This window comes from Arthrobacter sp. Bi83 (genome assembly GCF_918698095.1).
Classification (GTDB): Bacteria; Actinomycetota; Actinomycetes; order Actinomycetales; family Micrococcaceae; genus Arthrobacter.
The window spans coordinates 75,622-92,246 of sequence record NZ_CAKKLY010000001.1; the positions used below are offsets into that span (position 1 = coordinate 75,622).

The window sequence follows — 16,625 nt, forward strand, 5'->3', positions numbered from 1 at the left end:
ACCCCCTCCGATTGTCTAACGCTCACAGCGCACCAACGGCCAACAGCCTCACACCTCTGGCATCCAAGGTATTCGCCGTGAGCGCAGACTCACGGCAAGTCATGTCGTCAGCAGAGCTCTCAAAGATGAACCAACGTGAGCGGTAAGATTTGCAGGGAATGTGGCGAGAGCTTCACGCCGTCGCGCGCGTCTCAGCGCTTCTGTTCTGTTCGCTGCGCCAACAGACAACGCGATCGACGACGGCGGCACCCAGTTGCAGCGTTACGCCCGAAACCCGCCTCGGCCGTTCAACTCCGGGACACCGATGCAGAGACGGGCCAGGCGGCCACCCACTCTAAATCACTGGCCAGGCTGGCTACCGCTCTCGCCGGCGGCAAGCAAAGCCAAGACTCCTTCCAAACCCAGCTCCGATCTCAAGCTGTAGACATCGACCGACTCGAAGCCGAGAACGACGAGCAGCATGACGTCATCAGGACCCTCCGTGCCGACCTCGCACGTCTCCAAACTATCCAGCGGGCCGATGCCCACGACCTGGTCCACCTCGCCGGCAGGCTCCTGGCTGTCTCCCATGCCGCCGGCGTCGAGCTCCACAGCAGCACCAAGGCACTCTTCCGCCGCCGGGGCTGGACGGCCACCAAACGGAACCCAGAAACCCAAAGCCAATGACCATGTCCATTGCCCGGCTCTCCGCTCAGTCGGGCCTGAAGTATCTCTTCAAGACCACCATGATGGACGACCTGACAATCACGCCCGCCGATGCCACCACCTACTACATGAAAGCCGGTACGCCGCTGGGCCGCTGGCTCGGCTCCGGCCTGCGAGGCATCAACCGGACCGCGGGAGACGTCGTCACGGAATCGGACGCCAAGGCAATCTTCGATCACGCCACCCACCCGGACTCCGGCGCAACTCTGGGCCGCCCCCACGGCCAACCCACCATCGTGCAAAACAGCCAGGGCCGCACCGAGACGCGTCACGCCGTCGTCGGTTTCGACCTGACCTTCAGCGTCCCCAAATCGATGTCCGTCCTCTGGGCGCTGAGCCCCTGTACACTTCAAGACCAAATCCTCGAGACCCACCACCAGGCGCTCAACGCCACCCTTGAGTGGCTCGAAACTTACGTCATCCACACGAGGGCCGGCCGCAACGGTGTCGCCCACCTCGGCACACGCGGAGCTATCGCTGCTGCCTTCGACCACTGGGAGTCGCGGGCCGGGGATCCGCAGCTCCATACGCACATGGTCATCGCCAACCGCATCCAGCGCATCACTGACGGCGCATGGGTCACGCTCGACTCGCGGACTCTGTACAAGGCCGCGGTAGCTGCCAGCGAGCACTACAACGGTCTCCTCTTCGACGCCCTCCACCGGAACCTCGGCACCGATACGGATGTCCGAGTGCCGGCCGCGAACACCCACAACCCCAGCCAGCAACTGACCGGTGTCGACGATGCGCTGATCCGCGAATTCTCCAACCGATCGCGTCTCATCGATCTCGAAACCGACCGGCTGGTGGCCGAATGGACCGCCAGTCATGGCACTCCCCCAACCGCGACAACCACCATCAAGCTCCGCCAGCAGGCAACACTTTCCACCCGGACCGCCAAGCCGGAAACAGCCATCCCTCTGCGCCAGCTCTCCGCCCAGTGGTGCGCGCGGGCGGCCGCCATGGGCTTCGAATCCCGAGAAGTGCTCGCCAACACCATTCGGCGCTCCCGGATAGCGCCCTTCCGCACCTGCGACTTCACGCCAGGCTGGGTAGACGCGGTGGGCTCCCTGACCCGCGAGCGCGTGGCCACGAAGCGCGCCACCTGGAACCGGTGGAACCTCATCGCGGAAGCCGAACGTGTCTGCGCCGAAATCCGCTGCCACACACCGGCGGACCGTCACACCATGATTGACATCGTAGCCAGCGCCGCCGAAGCACAGTCCGTTCCACTCAATGAGTACCGGTACACCGTCCCCGCGGACGCCCAGGCCGATCTCCGCTTCGCAGACCACAGCATCTTCGATTTCCACGGCTCCCGCCTCTATACGGACGCATCCACCCTCGCCAACGAGGACGTCGTACTGGGAGCAAGGAACGACGACGGCGGCCCAGCGGTGAGTGCGGCCGTCACCATGGAATCACTCGCCAGCTATAAGCACCGTGGTCGGCTCGATCTGCACTCCGACCAACGGGCGGCGGCCGCCAACGTCTTGCTCAGCGGCAACCGGCTTGACGCCGTCGTCGGTCCTGCCGGAACCGGCAAGACGACCACCCTCGGCGCGGTCAAGGCAGCCTGGGAAGCGGAGTTCGGGGCCGGCACCGTGGTCGGGTTGGCGCCAGCGGCGGCGAGCGCCGAGGTCCTTGGGCGGGAGCTTGCACTGACCACGGAGAATGTAGCCAAGTGGCTCTACGAATCTGTCGGTCAGGGCGCCGGCAACCGGACCGCACAGTTCTTCGACACCGAACAGCGGCTCGCCAACCAGGTGACCGTCGGAAGCCCGCAGGCCACTCGCCTCGCCCAGAAGACCACCCGGCTTGCCGCCGAACAGGACAGATGGCGGTTTCATCCCAACCAACTAGTCGTGGTCGACGAGGCCTCCATGGTGTCCACCCTGCAGCTGTCTGCACTGGTACAGCAGGCGCGGGATGCCGGAGCCAAAGTGCTCTTGGTGGGAGACCCGGGCCAACTGGACGCCATTGACGCCGGCGGTGTTCTCGGCTGGCTGGACCGGCAAGGCAAGACGGTACGGCTGAGCACGATTTGGCGGTTCAAGGAGGCATGGGAGCAAGGCGCCTCGCTGAAGCTTCGTGCCGGGGACTTCGGTGCCATTGCTGACTACGACAGCCACGGGCGCATCCAACACGGGGTGCACCTCGACATGGTCGACCAGGCGTACCTCAGATGGAAGGCCGACACACTCGCCGGCAAGTCGTCCATTCTCATCGCAGCGGACAATGCCACGGTTGGCATGCTCAACCAGCGTGCCCAGGCCGATCGCGTGGTCCAAGGTGCCGTGGATGCGGACGACTCGGTACGGCTCAGCGACGGACTTCATGCCGGCACTGGCGACACTGTCATTGCCCGCCAGAATGACCGGGCTATTACCGATAGCAGCGGTGACTTCATCCGGAACGGAACCATGCTCGACGTCGTCCGTATAGGTAGGCGCGACGGCTCGCTGATCGCGGTTCGCCGGGACACCGGCGCAAGGATTAGCTTGAGCCGTGACTACGTCGAGGCTTCAGTTGAGCTGGGATATGCGACGACGGCCCACCGATCGCAGGGCATCACCGTGGACACGGGCCACACCGTGGTGACACAAGGCAGGCTGACGCGTGAGCTGTTGTACGTGAGCATGACGCGGGGACGCACAGGGAACCACGCGTATGTCAGCGAGAATGATCCCCTGGATGACGAGCCTATGGATCCCGCTATGCAAGCGTCGTGGCGGCAAATCCTAGGCGAAGTCCTTGCCGCCAAAGGCGCCGAACGAACGGCTCACGAAGTCCGTGATGCCGAGCAGTCGAAAGCGGACAGCTTGGAGCGCCTCAGTGCTGAGTACGACTACCTCGCACAACTGGCTGCGGCTGAGGATTTGCGGGAGTTCCTTGAGGCGCACTCGCCGGGCAGGGCCTCCGCTCTTCAGCAATCGCCCTCGTGGGGCGCAGCTGTCACTGCGTGGCGCAGGTCCGTTGAAGTGAGCCGACCAAGCACGCAGCGTGTTGTCTCTACCGCACTGGATACGAGCGCATCCGCCCACGACACAGTGGCGATCGTCCACTCTCGGCTCCGGCAGTTCCTGTCCGCGATGCCCGCGGGCGGAATTGATCCCTTGACCGAGGAACTCCGCACCGTTCGTCCTGACCTTGCCAACTTGATAACCCAGGTGCGGGAGCGGATGCAGCGCAGGACGGACCACGTCACCGTAGCCGCGATGGTGAGCGACACCGAATGGAAACGGAACCTCCTTGCGGCCCTGGGACCCTTCGTCACACAAGAAGAGACCGCCGGTGTGCTTCGCCGAATCGCCATCTATAGGGACCGGTGGGGAATGGACGATTCGCCGCTTCCCCTGGGGCCAGTTCCAGCTGCCTATGAGTGGGAGCAAAAGGAGCAGCGTGTAAGTATCGATCGACTCGTTGAGCAAGCAGGTGTCTCGTCCCCCGGCCCCGTGGACTCCCCGACGTGGACTGATGACCCGAAAACTAGGGAAGACCGCCTTATCAATGTCGGCTGGCAACTCTAAACTGGTCGGGAAGGTAAGCCATGAATGCGAATCCAGTCCTTAGGCCTAAGGTTGCAACGCCTGCTTTGATTCTGGGCAGCGTGGCAATCGCTGCGTGCGTCGTTTATCTCTTCGGAGCCGCGGCCGCCAACGGGCCGGGTAACTTGTTTTTGTTACTGACCGCGGCCATGGCCCTCCTCGCATCCGCAGCCGTTGGAGAGGTCTGGTGGGTCCGAGCACGCCGCCGGCGTTCATGGATGGCTGGCGCTAACGAAAAGTGGGATCACTTCAACGACATGAAGCGAAGCAGTGGCACGACGGCAGAGGTCACAGTCGTGAGCGTTGACGCCCTCGAACCCACAGGCTCTTGGATCACGATCAAGTGGAACCGCTTCGACCACGTTCAGCCTGCATGGATCGAAGCCCTGCCGGAACCGATCTGGCCCGGATCTGTTCTGCTTATCTCACCGGACCCGACACAGGTCAGGCCTGGCGCACCATGGCCGGCAACTTATTACCTACGGGCTTCAGATTCCCTGACCTGGGCACCGGGCAGCGAGGCTTGATCAAGGCCGGAGCCCACCCCTCAAGGCGTGCGTATGCGCTTGAGACGTCAAAATACTCCCCGCACTCAGCACTGAGCGTCCGAGTAGCCGAGCCCACGGGACGTGAGGGTCAGGATATTGGTGAACGGACGGTGCCGTGGGTGAGTTCAGACTTTGGTGACACCCTCAAAGGTGGTGCAACTATGACGTGTACCTGAACGCTAGACGATCACGGTAAAAATGGAACAGTTTGCCATAGCCAGTCCTCCCACCTCAAGCAGCCAGGGCGCCCAGTTCCCGCCCGGCCAACGGCGGAGACGCAGAAGTGGGCTGCCTATTTGAACCTGTTGCCGGACGCCTTCACGTCCGCCCCAGTTCGCCTTCGCCCTGAGTCAGGTCCTCGACTCTTATCGTGGCGGTGTTCTTCCAGAATCGCTCGATACCCTGGACAACACTGCTTATGGTTTTGTATCTCTCCGACGTCGCAGTGACGTCACCGTTTGATGCCTTGAGCCGGAACCGGAAACCGCCGGTTTCATCAGCAAAGATCTCGTACCTTCCTGCCATGATCTCCCCTTCGTTCCTAGTCAGGCCAGCCCAGTGGCAGGCCCAACTTTTCTGCCGGTCAGCGGTCACCTCCCGGCGAGCCAATCCTAACGACTGCTCGTCAAAGCCGACCGGGGACGGTAGGCCTGCACACCTCCGCTGACGCGGCAGACCATGCCGCCCTTGGCTCTATCCAGCCTGCCTTGGTCATCTCCCCAAAGTCGGTAGCTCTCTTCCCCGGACTAACCGTCCGCCACGCCACCGACGAACCTCTCGGATCAGTCATCGCCGTACAGGTCAAACTCTCCGGACGCGCAGACGGCAAAGCCTGGAAACTCATCAGCGTCACCAACCCCGACCAGGTGACGGAGGCCCTGCCGCTCCTGGAGGCGGGGAGCCGTGGATCCGCTGGCAGCCGGAGGCACCCTCCGAGAACGTTTCCGTCCAGCCTGCCGAAACACCGGTTCCGCCCGAGTCTGCGGTGCCGGCAACGGCACCATCTCCCGCACCGGCTACACCCGAGTTCGCAGGCGGGGACGCCTTCGCCGCACTGGATGCGGTCCGGGCACGCCTTGAACACCTGTCCGCTGAAAACGATCGCCTGAGCGGCGAGCTTGAGGCACGGCTCCTGGAATCCGTCGCGGAACAGACGGGCGCACCGCTGCCCTCCCCTGTCCCTGGCGGCGCCGAAGTGGAACGCCTCCGCGCCCAGGTGGCCCTGATGACCCGGGAACGGGTCGACATGCTCAAGGACCACCGCCGCGCGATGGCCGACGCAGACGATTTGGCCGCAGAAAATGCCCGCTTGGTCCACACCGTCGAACGCCTCCGCGATGACGTCCGCAAGGAACGCGCACGTGCTGACCGGGCACGGCAGATGAGCCGCGACATCGACGACGTCACCGACAGCGGGCCGCTGTTCAACGACCCCGCCGAGCAGTTCCGCCACGAGGTCTATCTGGAGTGGGCCAAGCGGATCCCGGCCGGCTCCAAGGCCGAGACTCCGCTGGCCGAGTACGGCTTCGCTGACGGCTACATGACGACGGGCCGGGACATCCAGGGAATCGACCGGTCTAAAATCATTGCAGTCGCCGTCGAGGTGCTGACAGGGCTGGCCGATTCGCTGCCGGGCCGGGACATGCACCGCCTGCGGGGCGGTGTAGCCGGAACATCCGGCTTCGTCGAGGACCCGGAGCTCGGCACTGCCTGGCGGGTGGCACTGCAGGTGAAGACCGCCTCGGCCCGGCGCGTGCAATTCTGGCGCGGCACCGACAGGAAGATCGTCTTCGCGACGGTCGGCCTGCATGACGACATGGACATCGGGTAGCCGGCCCCTATCGCGGTCTCACGTTGCGGCGTACCCTGATGCCCACCAAGGCCTGTAGACCTTGGCACTGCGTGAGAGGGAGAAGGTCATGGACTCGTATGTGAAGATCATCGGCGAACTCGTACAGGGCATACAGCGGGAGGGATACGCCGGCCTCGTGCGGGCGGTGGCTCTCGATAACGACATCGACCCCAACAGTCCAAACGCGGACTGCATCTCGGCCGCCGATGACGCCATGGACTCAGCAGCCAGCCCGGAGGATTTCTGGGGTGCAGCACTGGGCATGGCTACCTGCCTGAGGAACTCGCCTCCCGAACTCGCCCCTCCCGACCCTGGCGAGCCGGAAGACCCGGAACCGCCAGACCCTCCCGAACCCCCGGACGATCCGGGGCTTCCAGAGCCGCCGGCAAAGCCATCGCTTGGGGACCTGGTGCTCGCGGCCCTCATCGTCAACCTTCGCGGAGGTTCCGGGAAGAGCTGACGGTGGCCGTCCGGGGAGCGTACTGGCTGTTTCCGCACACATGGCAAAACATGAAATCCCTTGACTTCTTTGCAGGGTTCGTGGCTGTGGTGACGCACACCCACAGTCCGCTCTAAGCCGGAGGTTGATTGTGTGAATATGCTCGGTCGGGAACAGCGGAAAACACAGTTTGCTGCATACGCATCGCTCGACGCGGTTGCGAAGGAGAAAAGCAAGAAACCCGCTGCGCATCACCATGCTGATCGGTTGTCGAAACCCGCACGTACCCCAGTAGCAGTCCCATGCACACATGCTAATCAGGGGGTGTGTCAATAAGCCTCGAGGGTTTGTGAGACGATCCGGTGAGACGGACTTGGTGAGACATTTCCCAGGCCTCAAAAGCCCGGATTTCAGCGGTTGTAGCGGCGTCCCATCAAACTAGAGTTCGTGAGACGCTGCGAACTAAACGCGAGGAACCCTCGGGACCCACTCCCTGCCTCTCGCTTCGTCGGCCAATGCTGATTCTCGGTTTGAGGCGGAGTACCAGCCTTCCGCTGCGCCTACCCAAGCGCTTGGGTATGCCGCAGGGGCCTGGAGGATGAGGTCCGTAACCCTTGCATCTACTGGGGATCCGACATACCCGATTCCAACGGGACAGTCGGGTCCAAGCGCGGCTAAAGCTCTCACAAGAGGGTCGCTGAACTTGTGAAGCAACCGAGAGGTAACGGCTTTAGCGATGCTCCAGTTGTGGGGTCCTGGCGAGGCCATCTCGAGTAGTTGCTCATCGCTCAGAGGCTCTAAGGAGTCACCATCGTGGTCCGCGCTGAAGTGCGATACGACAAGCGCTAAACGGTTCGATTGCAAGGCAGCGGCACTAAGGATGCCACCACCGAGCCGGCGTGGAATAGGCGTTGCCCCAAGCCGGCTCGTTGACGTGGCAAAGGCATAAAAATCGTCATCCGAAGTGTTCGCTAGGACGTCGGCAACATGCGGCAGATGTTCCAGAACGATGCTCTCGTCCGCCGTCGCCAAGAGGGCAAATGCCCAGGTCCTCCCTGAAAGAGAATCCTGGTAGTTCTCAAAGGCGTCCTCCCACCAATCAAGTGGCGGCTTCTTACGGAGGGCCATCACAAGAGTCCCGTAGTCCACTTCGGGGCCGAAAGGTTTTCCATCCCTGTTCGCTGTGCCTTCAGGTCGCGTATCTTGGGTGGCGGCGCCGATGACTGCGATGTCGGCGGCAAGCCAGCAAGGGCCGTGCAAGCGAGCCAGTTCTCGAGCCGCATTCTGCCACGGCTCCGTAGTACCTTTCTGACCCATCGCCTGTGATCTAGCCGCCAACTGAAGGCGCCCGTATCGATCATCTTTCTCGATGAGAGACTTAAAGAATTCAGCCCGAGGAGGACGCTCCGTCTGCTCGGTCCAGAAGTGATAGGAGGGAACGCGGGTCCCCTCCCGGCCTTCTTCAGCGATGCGGATGAACCAAAACGGGCGCATACTCCGGAGGAGGTAGCCAGCTTGGCTTGTGCTTGTGGTCTCCACCTCGGAGCACCAGCCGTCGAGTACGGACTGGAGCAGCCGGTTATCGTGGGTTGTTCCCCAGGCAGGGGATGCGCCTGCCCGCAATGCCGAACGGCATGTTTCTGCGTCGACCAGTCCGAGTCGCTGCGTTGCAGGGTCGCTAACCCCGGGGACTCCAAAGCGGCCACCAATTGCCAGCCAGGCCGACTCGAGGCGAGTGCCGAGAGCAGCCTCTGCCTTGGGGAGCCACCATGCTGCGAAGGACTTGGCGTCGACCATGCTGTGCTGTCGGAGCATGGAAACTTTTGCAAGTGAAATGTGGGCTTCGGGCGCCCGGTAGATGTCCTCCATCAGTGCTGACGCCAAGTCATCACCTCCAGACCCTGCCGCCAGTCGTGGAAAGCTAGTCCCACTTACCTGTGGCGAGGTAGCCAGCCTGACCGTAAGGTCGTCGGTGAGCAATTTGGCGACGTCTCGCTGAACCGCAGGCTTATTGGTGAATATTCCGTCACTGAGCAAAGTCCAAGCAGCGACTCGCTCCTGCAAGGGGTGTGCCCCTTCGGCTATTACCTCGTCCAGACCGTACCGTAGGCTTGCCAGCTCGTTTGGATTTGCAAAGCCAGCGTAAAACCTGGCTGTGTTCAGCCAGAAGTTTCGCTTGATGAGCTCTTTCAGAACATCTGATTTCGGCAACGGATCCCGACGATCCTGTCCAGCCCACTCGGCAAGGAACTTAGCAGCAAAGTATTCGCGGACAGGTTGCACGGCAAACTCAAATGTCCCCTCCGACTTGCTCGTGAGGGCCCAAAACCTGTCAGTGACGGCCTGAAAAAGCTCCTCTGCGCGGTCAGCCGGCCCACCAGTGCGACGGAAGTAAAGCAGCAGTGTGTCCTGAATGGCCTGCAAAGTCATACGGTCCGCTCCGCGCTCACTCTCCACGCCGGATTGCATGTGCCACCCGAGGAAGGACGTTACTTCAATGACGTGTGGAACGTGGTCGCGATGGATCTGCTGTTTGTTCACCTCTCGGTCCATGAACGTGGCCATGTAATCCGTATAGAGAGGCGTTCTGCTAATCGGCACGGCGTCACCTTTTCTGCTGATAAGGAACAACAGAATCGTCAGCTGCATCGGGTTGTCAGCAAGCTGGGCTACGTGATCGTAAGTCGTCCGTTCCTCAAATGTCCGGAGCAGTTTCTGGAGCGCCAAGCCGCGGACTCCATTTACCTCTGTCCAACGGTTTACAAATTCCCGCTGCAGGCTTGCATCAAGAGGGCACAGTTCAAGGGTCTGGAACTTCTCTTTATCCGGCTCAGGCAAGCTCGAAGCGTTGGGCCGTGCCGTCACCAAGATCTGGAATCGCCGTTTAGCCTCAGATCGTCCCATCCTCAACGAGAATCGATCGATTTCTTCGACGACAACCTTGCGCAGGCGCTGATCGCCGACCTCGTCCAGACCATCTAGGACCAGCAGGCTGGGGTACCGCTCCAAGTGGCTCTGAAGGTGCTCGACCGTCACGTGACGCCCGCCGCTATGGAAAGTACAGAGAGCTACCAGGAACAACTCAAGGGAACGCTGGTCCTTACGGCGATCGCGAGGCTTGCGTGTCGATTCCTCTTCCCCAAACGGGTCGCGTCCCGAGAGCCATAACGCATAATCGCTCAGATCTACGCGCAGTGGCAGCTTCGGGTCCACCACTGGAGGCAACCCGGTGATGTTTGTCGCCAGATCAGGTGCGATCGCAGCTCGGTGGATCTGGCAGAGATACTGCCCGAGGGTCGACTTTCCCTGCCCCGGAACGCCAAGAAGATAAGTCAAGGGGAAAAGGGTGTTCAGCATGTAGCCGACAGCACCGGTGCCATCACCTACGTCCTCGTGGCTGGCGAGGAAGCGCTCCTTCGGGGCTGCGGGCTGCTGGACCTGTCTTGCCTTGACATCGATGAAAAGCTCCGCGATGTCCACCCGGTCCATATCTAGCTGGGAGAACTTGATCTTTGAGTCGTCTCCCCACTGTGAGGCCATGACCTTGAGCATCGTCGCTCGCATTTCATGAGCCTCACCTTCCTTGTCTGCGCCAAATATGAGATAGCGGATGGCCTCGGTGCCAGCCAACATGTCCTGGTAGGACCACTTGATTGAATCGGGCGCGGCATCGACTTCAGCATCAAGGTCCGCCTGCCACCAGCACTCAACAGGGATCCCGAACTCTTCACTGAATTCCTCCAGGGATTTTTGGAGTCGCTGCATACTCCCGGTGTCTTCGCTCGTGGTAGTCCCGGCTACGCAGGTCATCAAGATGTAGCGGGTGGCACCTTTCTCAACCAGTGCTGAAATCTTCTTGCGCTCACCCTCAATGGTTGCTTTCAACCATGTATGGGGGTTCTGCTGTACTTTGCTCGACCACTTGACTTGGTAGATGATGCTGCCGTGCGACATGGCATCGATACCACCGTCAGCCATTCCCACCGGAAAACATTGAGCAGGGTCGTACTTCCGGCGGATGAGTGCGCCGCAGAGTTGCTGAAAGGCACCTTCACTAAGCCGGGAGTAAAGGTACTTGAACGAATTTCCTGGCTGCTCGGATGCGGACCGCCGGGCCCGAGATCCTGGTTGCTGCGGCCCTCGTGCCCCCCGATTGGACGGGCGGGGGACCACTCGGTCTCTGTCCTGTCGCGAATGGATTCGATCCTGGACGCGGCCTTGGTAACTTTCCTGAATCCATAGGGACCATCCTGCCCTACTTCAAAACCACTTCGTCTCTCACGGTTGCGGCTCAAATTGTCCATTGACATACAGGCGGGGCCTTGTGGTCGAATCACTCCCAGGGGGCCGGGCCCGGCTCATGATTTGGGGGGGACATTGCTGCTGACCGCCATGCTCGATGGGAGTCGGGTCGACGCCACGACGTACACGGCCGAGGGCTGGTCGGAGCTTCAGGAGTCCGAGGACCGCAAGCGGATGGTCATGCCCGTGTGCGGTATCCGTGCAGTCGCCAAAACCCGAGGTCCCTCCACGCGATATTTTGCCCACCACCGGAAGAACGGCTGCAAGGTCGAGCACGGAGGGGAGACGCCGCAGCATCTGGCTATGAAGGAAGCCTTGAAGCTGTGCATCGACAATGTCCCCGGCTGGCATGCGATCGTGGAACATCCCCACCCGTCCCGTGAGTGGATCATCGATGTCCTGGCGGAGTCGGACGACTTCAGGGCCCGGGTGGCCTTCGAAGTGCAGCTGTCATCGCAATCCCCGCAGAACTACTTCGTCCGATCCCAGCGGTATTTCGAGAGCGGCGCGTTCCCGGTCTGGCTTATCCCCCGCCCGCTGGAGCCCCATCAGACCAAAGTCCCCACGGTAGTAACCGGCTTCGGCAAGACCTCTCCTATCCCTGATGACGTCAGCCGATTGCTGGCTCTGTCCGCCGGTCAGGAGTTCGTCACGGCGGACGACAGGCTCGGCGTGTTCGTGGAAGCGCTTCTGCAGCGAGGCCACTCCTGGACGCACGGCTCCCCCGGAGACCAGGCAGCCAGGCAGAAGGCGGAGGCTGAACGGGTGGCCGAAGCCGCTAAGGCGCAACGCAAGAAGCAAGAGGCATTCGAGCAGGCTATCGCCGAGATGAACGACCGCTCCGCATCTCCTGAATCAGCCTTTGGCCCTCATACCGTACTTGTCGATACGGACACGTTCGTTTGGGGAAGCCTCACCTCCTGCTGGAACTGTGAGGAGCCGATGCTGGTCTGGGATGCACGCAGCCCAGGGTTCAGAAAAAGATGGGCCCGGGTCCCCCGCCCGGCTGTGAAGTCCGAAGTCGGTGAGAAGCGGTTCGAGAACCACCCCGAAGTGCACCGTGCGGTCGACAAGTGGATGCGGGTGGCCGGGTCCGACATCGCCAAGGCAGCCATCAAGCCGCGGCGCACCAAGGCCAGCGGCCGTCTCTACGCCGCATTCGTTTGCCCCAGCTGCGACAGCACCATGGGGCAGTTCTTCATCTCCTGCGTTCGGCCCGAGAAATGGTCCATCCTGAGTGGCCCGGCCGTGGAGCCTCCACCACCAGCCCCAACTGCAAAGCCTTCTGCCGCGCCCCGGAGCACCGTTGCAAGCGCCCGTACGGCGGTCCAGACTGTCACTCCCCCACGCCCGGCCGCCGGGGCCGGCACGTTGCGGTGCCGCCTCCACTCGGCGCCGAAGCAGGGGTGTGACTATTGCCGGCTGGCGCAGAGCTAGTTCAGGTTCATGCCGAACTGCCGGGTCAGGAGTGCCCGTTTGAAATGGGCTTCGGCTGCATCGACCTGCGCGGCCGGCGCGCTCGGCGAGAAGACCTGCAGGATGCTGAACTGGAAGTGCTGCCGGTGCCGGGCGTCGGCGGCAGCCAGCTCCCGGAGCGCGACGTTTCCGCCGTGGCCGTTCCTGGCATACTCGCTCCAGCGGCCAAAGAAGCGTTCGGCGCCGTCGGCCTTCCCCACATACATCCTGCCGGTGCTGGTATCGGCGATGAGGTAGATGCCCTGGACGGAGCTGAGGGCCGTCCGCCACTGCCCGTAGCGGTCATCGGTGATGACGGCCTGGAGCTCGTCGAAGCTGACCAGGAGCGAATCGAAGCCCGGGAACGGCACGCTGGACGGGTCGGAGATCTCCACAACCGTCATGGCCGTTGCCTGGTCACCCGTCTTGGCCCAGTTCACCGTGTCTTTCGTCCACTCGATCACCAGCCGGTCCGCCAGGGCTGCGAACACCGGGGTGGGCCGCAGGTCAAAGAAGCGGCGGATGTCGGTCCGTTCTGCCAGGACTTCGCCGTGGTTCTCGTGCGCGGTAATGAACCGTGCGCGCCGGCCGGTCGTGGCGAGGAAGTTCAGCCAGATCCTCGGAGGAGTCGCCGGCAGCTTGCTGTTGCGGATGCCCTGTTCGCGCACGTACGGCAGCAGGCCGGGCCCCATCGCATCCGCCCGGGTCTTCAGCCCGTCGGGCTTGAGCGTGTGCCGGATGACCTGCACATCCTCCGGCGCCAGACCGGAAGCCCGAAAGAGATCTCCGAGGCACAGTTCGCCCGATTTGCCGTTATCCATGTCCTGCCTTCGCTTCGGTCACCTGCCCCCGGATCCCGGAACGCCCCTTCGCAGTTCCGGAGACGCCGGGGAGCTTATCGCTCAGCGGATTCTAGCCCGCCCAGCCATGATGAGATTTCCTCCATAGCTTTCTGCGGCTGGGGAGCAGCCGAGTACACGCGAATCTCAAGGTAGCGGTCGCTGCTGATCTCCAGCGGCGGCAGGTCATCTTCCCGTAGCCGGACCACCAGGTAGCCGGCGGCCAGCAGGTCGGCTGTCTTCCGCACATCGGTCATTATCTTGGCGGGCTCGCGATGCCAGTAGGCTCCGTCGTACTCCACGACGAGGAGTAGGCCGCCGACGTTGACACTGATGTCCGCCGACCAGGACTTGCGGGTCGTGAACGCTTTGTCCCGCAGCACCGCCCCTGAGCGTGCGCCGGGGAAGCATTCCTCCGCGGCGGCGTGGTGGGCCAGTTCGACCTTGGACTTCCCGACTTCACGACATTCAGGGCACTCGGCCCCGTTCGAGCGGACGCTGAGGGAGCCCGTCCAGATGTGCGCGGGGTTGGTGGCGCAGATCCACTCCGGGACGAAGGGCGTTGACGCATAGGGCCGGACGTGCCAGGCCGTCACCGGATTCGCGGGGCTCCACTCTGCCGCCAGTCCGGGGTCCTGCCACGCCAGGGATCCGAGGATGGTTCGGCACTGCGGGCAGCGCAGCCGGTCGTATTTGTCCCGGGACCGCGGGGACTCCTCCCACTCATGACCGCAGCAATCGGCCAGCCACCACACGACCCGTTTTGAATCCCAGACGACGTCCGCCGCGGTGAGCTTTCCATTGCGGATCGGGTGCCATTGGGAGGCGATCTCCGGCAGGGTGTCGGCCAGCCAGTTCTTTTGTGCCTTCCGCGTTTCGGCTCCCCGGCAGCTCGGGCATCCGGATTCGAGGAAGGTGAGGGGACTGATCCTGGGGTGATGGCCGGCGGGGCAGCGGAAGCGGCGCAGTTCCCAGTCTCCGGCGACCATGACGGTCTGCGGGTCGGCTTCATCCGCCCAGGCGGCGGCCAGTTCGGGGACGTCGGCAACCGGGGTCGACTTCCACCGTTCGTACTCCTTCTGCCATTTGGCGTTCCGGATGGCACTGCAGGGCGGGCAGGAGTGGCGGCCCACGGTCATGTCCAGGACCTTGGCTTCGAACTGATGCCCGCACTCGGGACAAACCCAGTGGCATGTCCGCGTCGCACGGAGGGTCACCGTACGGAATGTCTTCTCGTCGTTGCGCTCATGATCCCACCACTCCTTGGCGGGATCGTCGGACTGCGCCAGAAGGACTCCGGACTTGCGCGGGCTCGCGGAACGGACGTTACGGGCCGGGGCTGCCGTCACCGTTTGGGAGGTAGGGGTGGCGGAGCGGGTGTTGCGGGAGCAGGAGCAGCCCCAGCTGATGTCGCCCATGCGCTCAGCGGAGATCCTTTTGCACGCGCGGCACTGCGCCACGACGGGCTCGTAGTCGTCTGTAAGTTCACCTGTGGTGGCGACGAAGTCATAGCCGTGCTTGTCGAGGTGGGCAATGATTTCCTCAGTTGAATACGTGTGCCGGAATGGCACCTCTCCCGCAAGGGCCCGTGCGTCCTTCGCCCACTGTTTCCAGTAGCAGGCCCGGCAGGTCTTCTCACCCACGGTGTTCTTCTCGAGGGTATAGACGAACCGGTAGTGGGCCTGCACCCCGCATTCCATGCATTTGGTGAGGCGCCAGGCCTTGGGCCCCTCGAAGTACTCCACCGCGGTGAGGCCGCCTTTGGCCAGGATGACGTCGATGCACCCGGCACACCAGGCCGGCTGGCTACGGGTTTTGTAGGCTGCAGAATTCGAACAGCCGGCGGTCGAACACAACTGGCCCGTGGCTGAAGAGACGGTGGCGGCAGTTACTTCCATGGTTCCTCACAATTCCTCGGCCGTACCCTGCCAACCATGCGCAGAGCAGCGATTAGACCCTAACCGGTCCCGGAGCCACAAGTGCCAACGACACCTCTTGCCCAAACCTTGGCGGATGCACTAACTCGGGCTCGGACCGGAACGGACCGACGGCCGTAACATCGGCCCCTCGCCGCGAGCCCATTTGCACCGCAGCTACCCTGAAAAAGCACGATTCTACGAGTCCGGACCAACCGGCAAGGAGGCCAGCCACATGATGTACGCGCTGGATGGCCCTATCATGGTGAGCTTTCTAGGTCGGTTCACCCAAGTACCCGACGGCGCGATCTCTCCGTATCCCGCTACGGTGCCATCGCCAACAAGGTCTTCGGCTAGCGGGCCGACCAGGTCTCGATGCGGTAGCGCATTCCGCTCCCGGCGGTGCCAGCTTCGCCTTCACGATCTCGCTGACTGCCTTGCCATCGAAGCGGCCGGCGATCTGGGTGGTGACCGGCTTCATGACGGCACCGATTGAGCGCATGCTCGCCTCATGACCTGCGGCATTCAGGGCGGCCCGCAGCTCGGCGACCTCCTTATCGACAATGGCCTCGGCTTCCTCTCGCGTCAGGGCCTTGGGCAGGTACGCCTCGATAATGACGGCCTCGGCGATCTCCGTGTGGGCCCGGTCAGCGTGGCCGGCGGCCTCGTAGGTGGCGGCGGTGTCGCGGCGCTTGGCTGCTTCCCTCTGCAGCAGGGACGGGACCTGGAGGTCGTCGAGCTCGACCGGGGTCTTCCAGACTTCTCGCGCCTTTCGATCTCGCCCAGTACGTTACGGACGCTTGTCAGGGCCAGCTTGTTGCCGGCCTTCATGTGGACGACGACGTCGCCCTTGAGCTTTTCCTTCAGGGACATGGTTTGCCTCATTCTTCGTTAGGGTGAGGGCTATGTGTGCGGAAGTACGCCTGCGCTTCACCGTCTTCCTTGCCCGCTGCCGAGCGCCCTCACACAACGAAACCAAAAGCCGGAGCGCAGGCTCAGGCTCTGACCCGCCGAACCCTAG

9 protein-coding genes and 1 pseudogene are annotated in these 16,625 nt (G+C 62.8%); 4 read left to right on the top strand and 6 right to left on the bottom strand.

What is annotated here, in order from left to right; translation table 11 throughout:
• Nucleotides 1-339: 339 nt before the first annotated feature.
• Nucleotides 340-663 carry a hypothetical protein gene (locus tag LQ144_RS00375; RefSeq protein WP_230116593.1) on the bottom strand — a complete coding sequence of 108 codons (324 nt, stop codon included), beginning with the start codon at nucleotides 661-663 and terminating at the stop codon, nucleotides 340-342.
• On the opposite strand from LQ144_RS00375, the gene mobF reads away from it, so the two are divergent.
• Nucleotides 663-4,235 carry a MobF family relaxase gene (gene mobF, locus LQ144_RS00380; protein ID WP_230116594.1) on the top strand — a complete coding sequence of 1,191 codons (3,573 nt, stop codon included), beginning with the start codon at nucleotides 663-665 and terminating at the stop codon, nucleotides 4,233-4,235. The genes LQ144_RS00375 and mobF overlap by 1 nt on opposite strands.
• An 884-nt stretch (nucleotides 4,236-5,119) precedes the next feature.
• Here the strand turns inward: mobF and LQ144_RS00385 are convergent.
• Complete coding sequence (locus LQ144_RS00385; protein WP_230116595.1) at nucleotides 5,120-5,326, bottom strand: DUF1508 domain-containing protein; 207 nt, start codon at nucleotides 5,324-5,326, stop codon at nucleotides 5,120-5,122.
• A gap of 460 nt (nucleotides 5,327-5,786) precedes the next feature.
• Here LQ144_RS00385 and LQ144_RS00390 point away from each other — a divergent pair, with 460 nt between their 5' ends.
• Together LQ144_RS00390 and LQ144_RS00395 are read left to right on the top strand one after the other, a co-directional pair.
• Nucleotides 5,787-6,632, top strand: coding sequence for a hypothetical protein (locus LQ144_RS00390; protein WP_230116596.1), 846 nt, complete (start codon nucleotides 5,787-5,789; stop codon nucleotides 6,630-6,632).
• An 88-nt stretch (nucleotides 6,633-6,720) separates the two neighbouring features.
• Nucleotides 6,721-7,113 (top strand): hypothetical protein, encoded by a 393-nt coding sequence (locus LQ144_RS00395; RefSeq protein WP_230116597.1) that lies wholly within the window; start codon nucleotides 6,721-6,723, stop codon nucleotides 7,111-7,113.
• A 441-nt stretch (nucleotides 7,114-7,554) separates the two neighbouring features.
• Here LQ144_RS00395 and LQ144_RS00400 read toward each other — a convergent pair whose 3' ends face one another.
• The gene (locus tag LQ144_RS00400) at nucleotides 7,555-11,076 is read right to left on the bottom strand and encodes a hypothetical protein (protein ID WP_230116598.1); all 3,522 of its coding nucleotides are present in this window, start codon (nucleotides 11,074-11,076) and stop codon (nucleotides 7,555-7,557) included.
• A 408-nt stretch (nucleotides 11,077-11,484) separates the two neighbouring features.
• On the opposite strand from LQ144_RS00400, the gene LQ144_RS00405 reads away from it, so the two are divergent.
• Nucleotides 11,485-12,831 (top strand): competence protein CoiA family protein, encoded by a 1,347-nt coding sequence (locus tag LQ144_RS00405; RefSeq protein WP_230116599.1) that lies wholly within the window; start codon nucleotides 11,485-11,487, stop codon nucleotides 12,829-12,831.
• Here LQ144_RS00405 and LQ144_RS00410 read toward each other — a convergent pair.
• The 3 genes and pseudogenes from LQ144_RS00410 to LQ144_RS00420 form a co-directional block, all read right to left on the bottom strand.
• A complete protein-coding gene (locus LQ144_RS00410) occupies nucleotides 12,828-13,670 on the bottom strand; it encodes a GIY-YIG nuclease family protein (protein WP_230116600.1) in 843 nt (280 codons plus the stop codon). The genes LQ144_RS00405 and LQ144_RS00410 overlap by 4 nt on opposite strands.
• Nucleotides 13,671-13,744: 74 nt before the next feature.
• Nucleotides 13,745-15,586: a zinc-ribbon domain-containing protein gene (locus tag LQ144_RS00415; RefSeq protein ID WP_230116601.1), complete on the bottom strand. Its 1,842-nt coding sequence runs from the start codon at nucleotides 15,584-15,586 to the stop codon at nucleotides 13,745-13,747.
• A 421-nt stretch (nucleotides 15,587-16,007) separates the two neighbouring features.
• Nucleotides 16,008-16,477: pseudogene (locus LQ144_RS00420) on the bottom strand (GatB/YqeY domain-containing protein); the annotation flags it as partial.
• Nucleotides 16,478-16,625 lie beyond the last annotated feature (148 nt).

Excerpts from the sequence above, each read along its gene's own strand:
- mobF (WP_230116594.1), top strand. The coding sequence starts at position 663 with ATGACCATGTCCATTGCCCGGCTCTCCGCTCAGTCGGGCCTGAAGTAT.
- LQ144_RS00385 (WP_230116595.1), bottom strand. The coding sequence starts at position 5,326 with ATGGCAGGAAGGTACGAGATCTTTGCTGATGAAACCGGCGGTTTCCGG.
- LQ144_RS00395 (WP_230116597.1), top strand. The coding sequence starts at position 6,721 with ATGGACTCGTATGTGAAGATCATCGGCGAACTCGTACAGGGCATACAG.
- LQ144_RS00405 (WP_230116599.1), top strand. The coding sequence starts at position 11,485 with ATGCTCGATGGGAGTCGGGTCGACGCCACGACGTACACGGCCGAGGGC.
- LQ144_RS00410 (WP_230116600.1), bottom strand. The coding sequence starts at position 13,670 with ATGGATAACGGCAAATCGGGCGAACTGTGCCTCGGAGATCTCTTTCGG.
- LQ144_RS00415 (WP_230116601.1), bottom strand. The coding sequence starts at position 15,586 with ATGGAAGTAACTGCCGCCACCGTCTCTTCAGCCACGGGCCAGTTGTGT.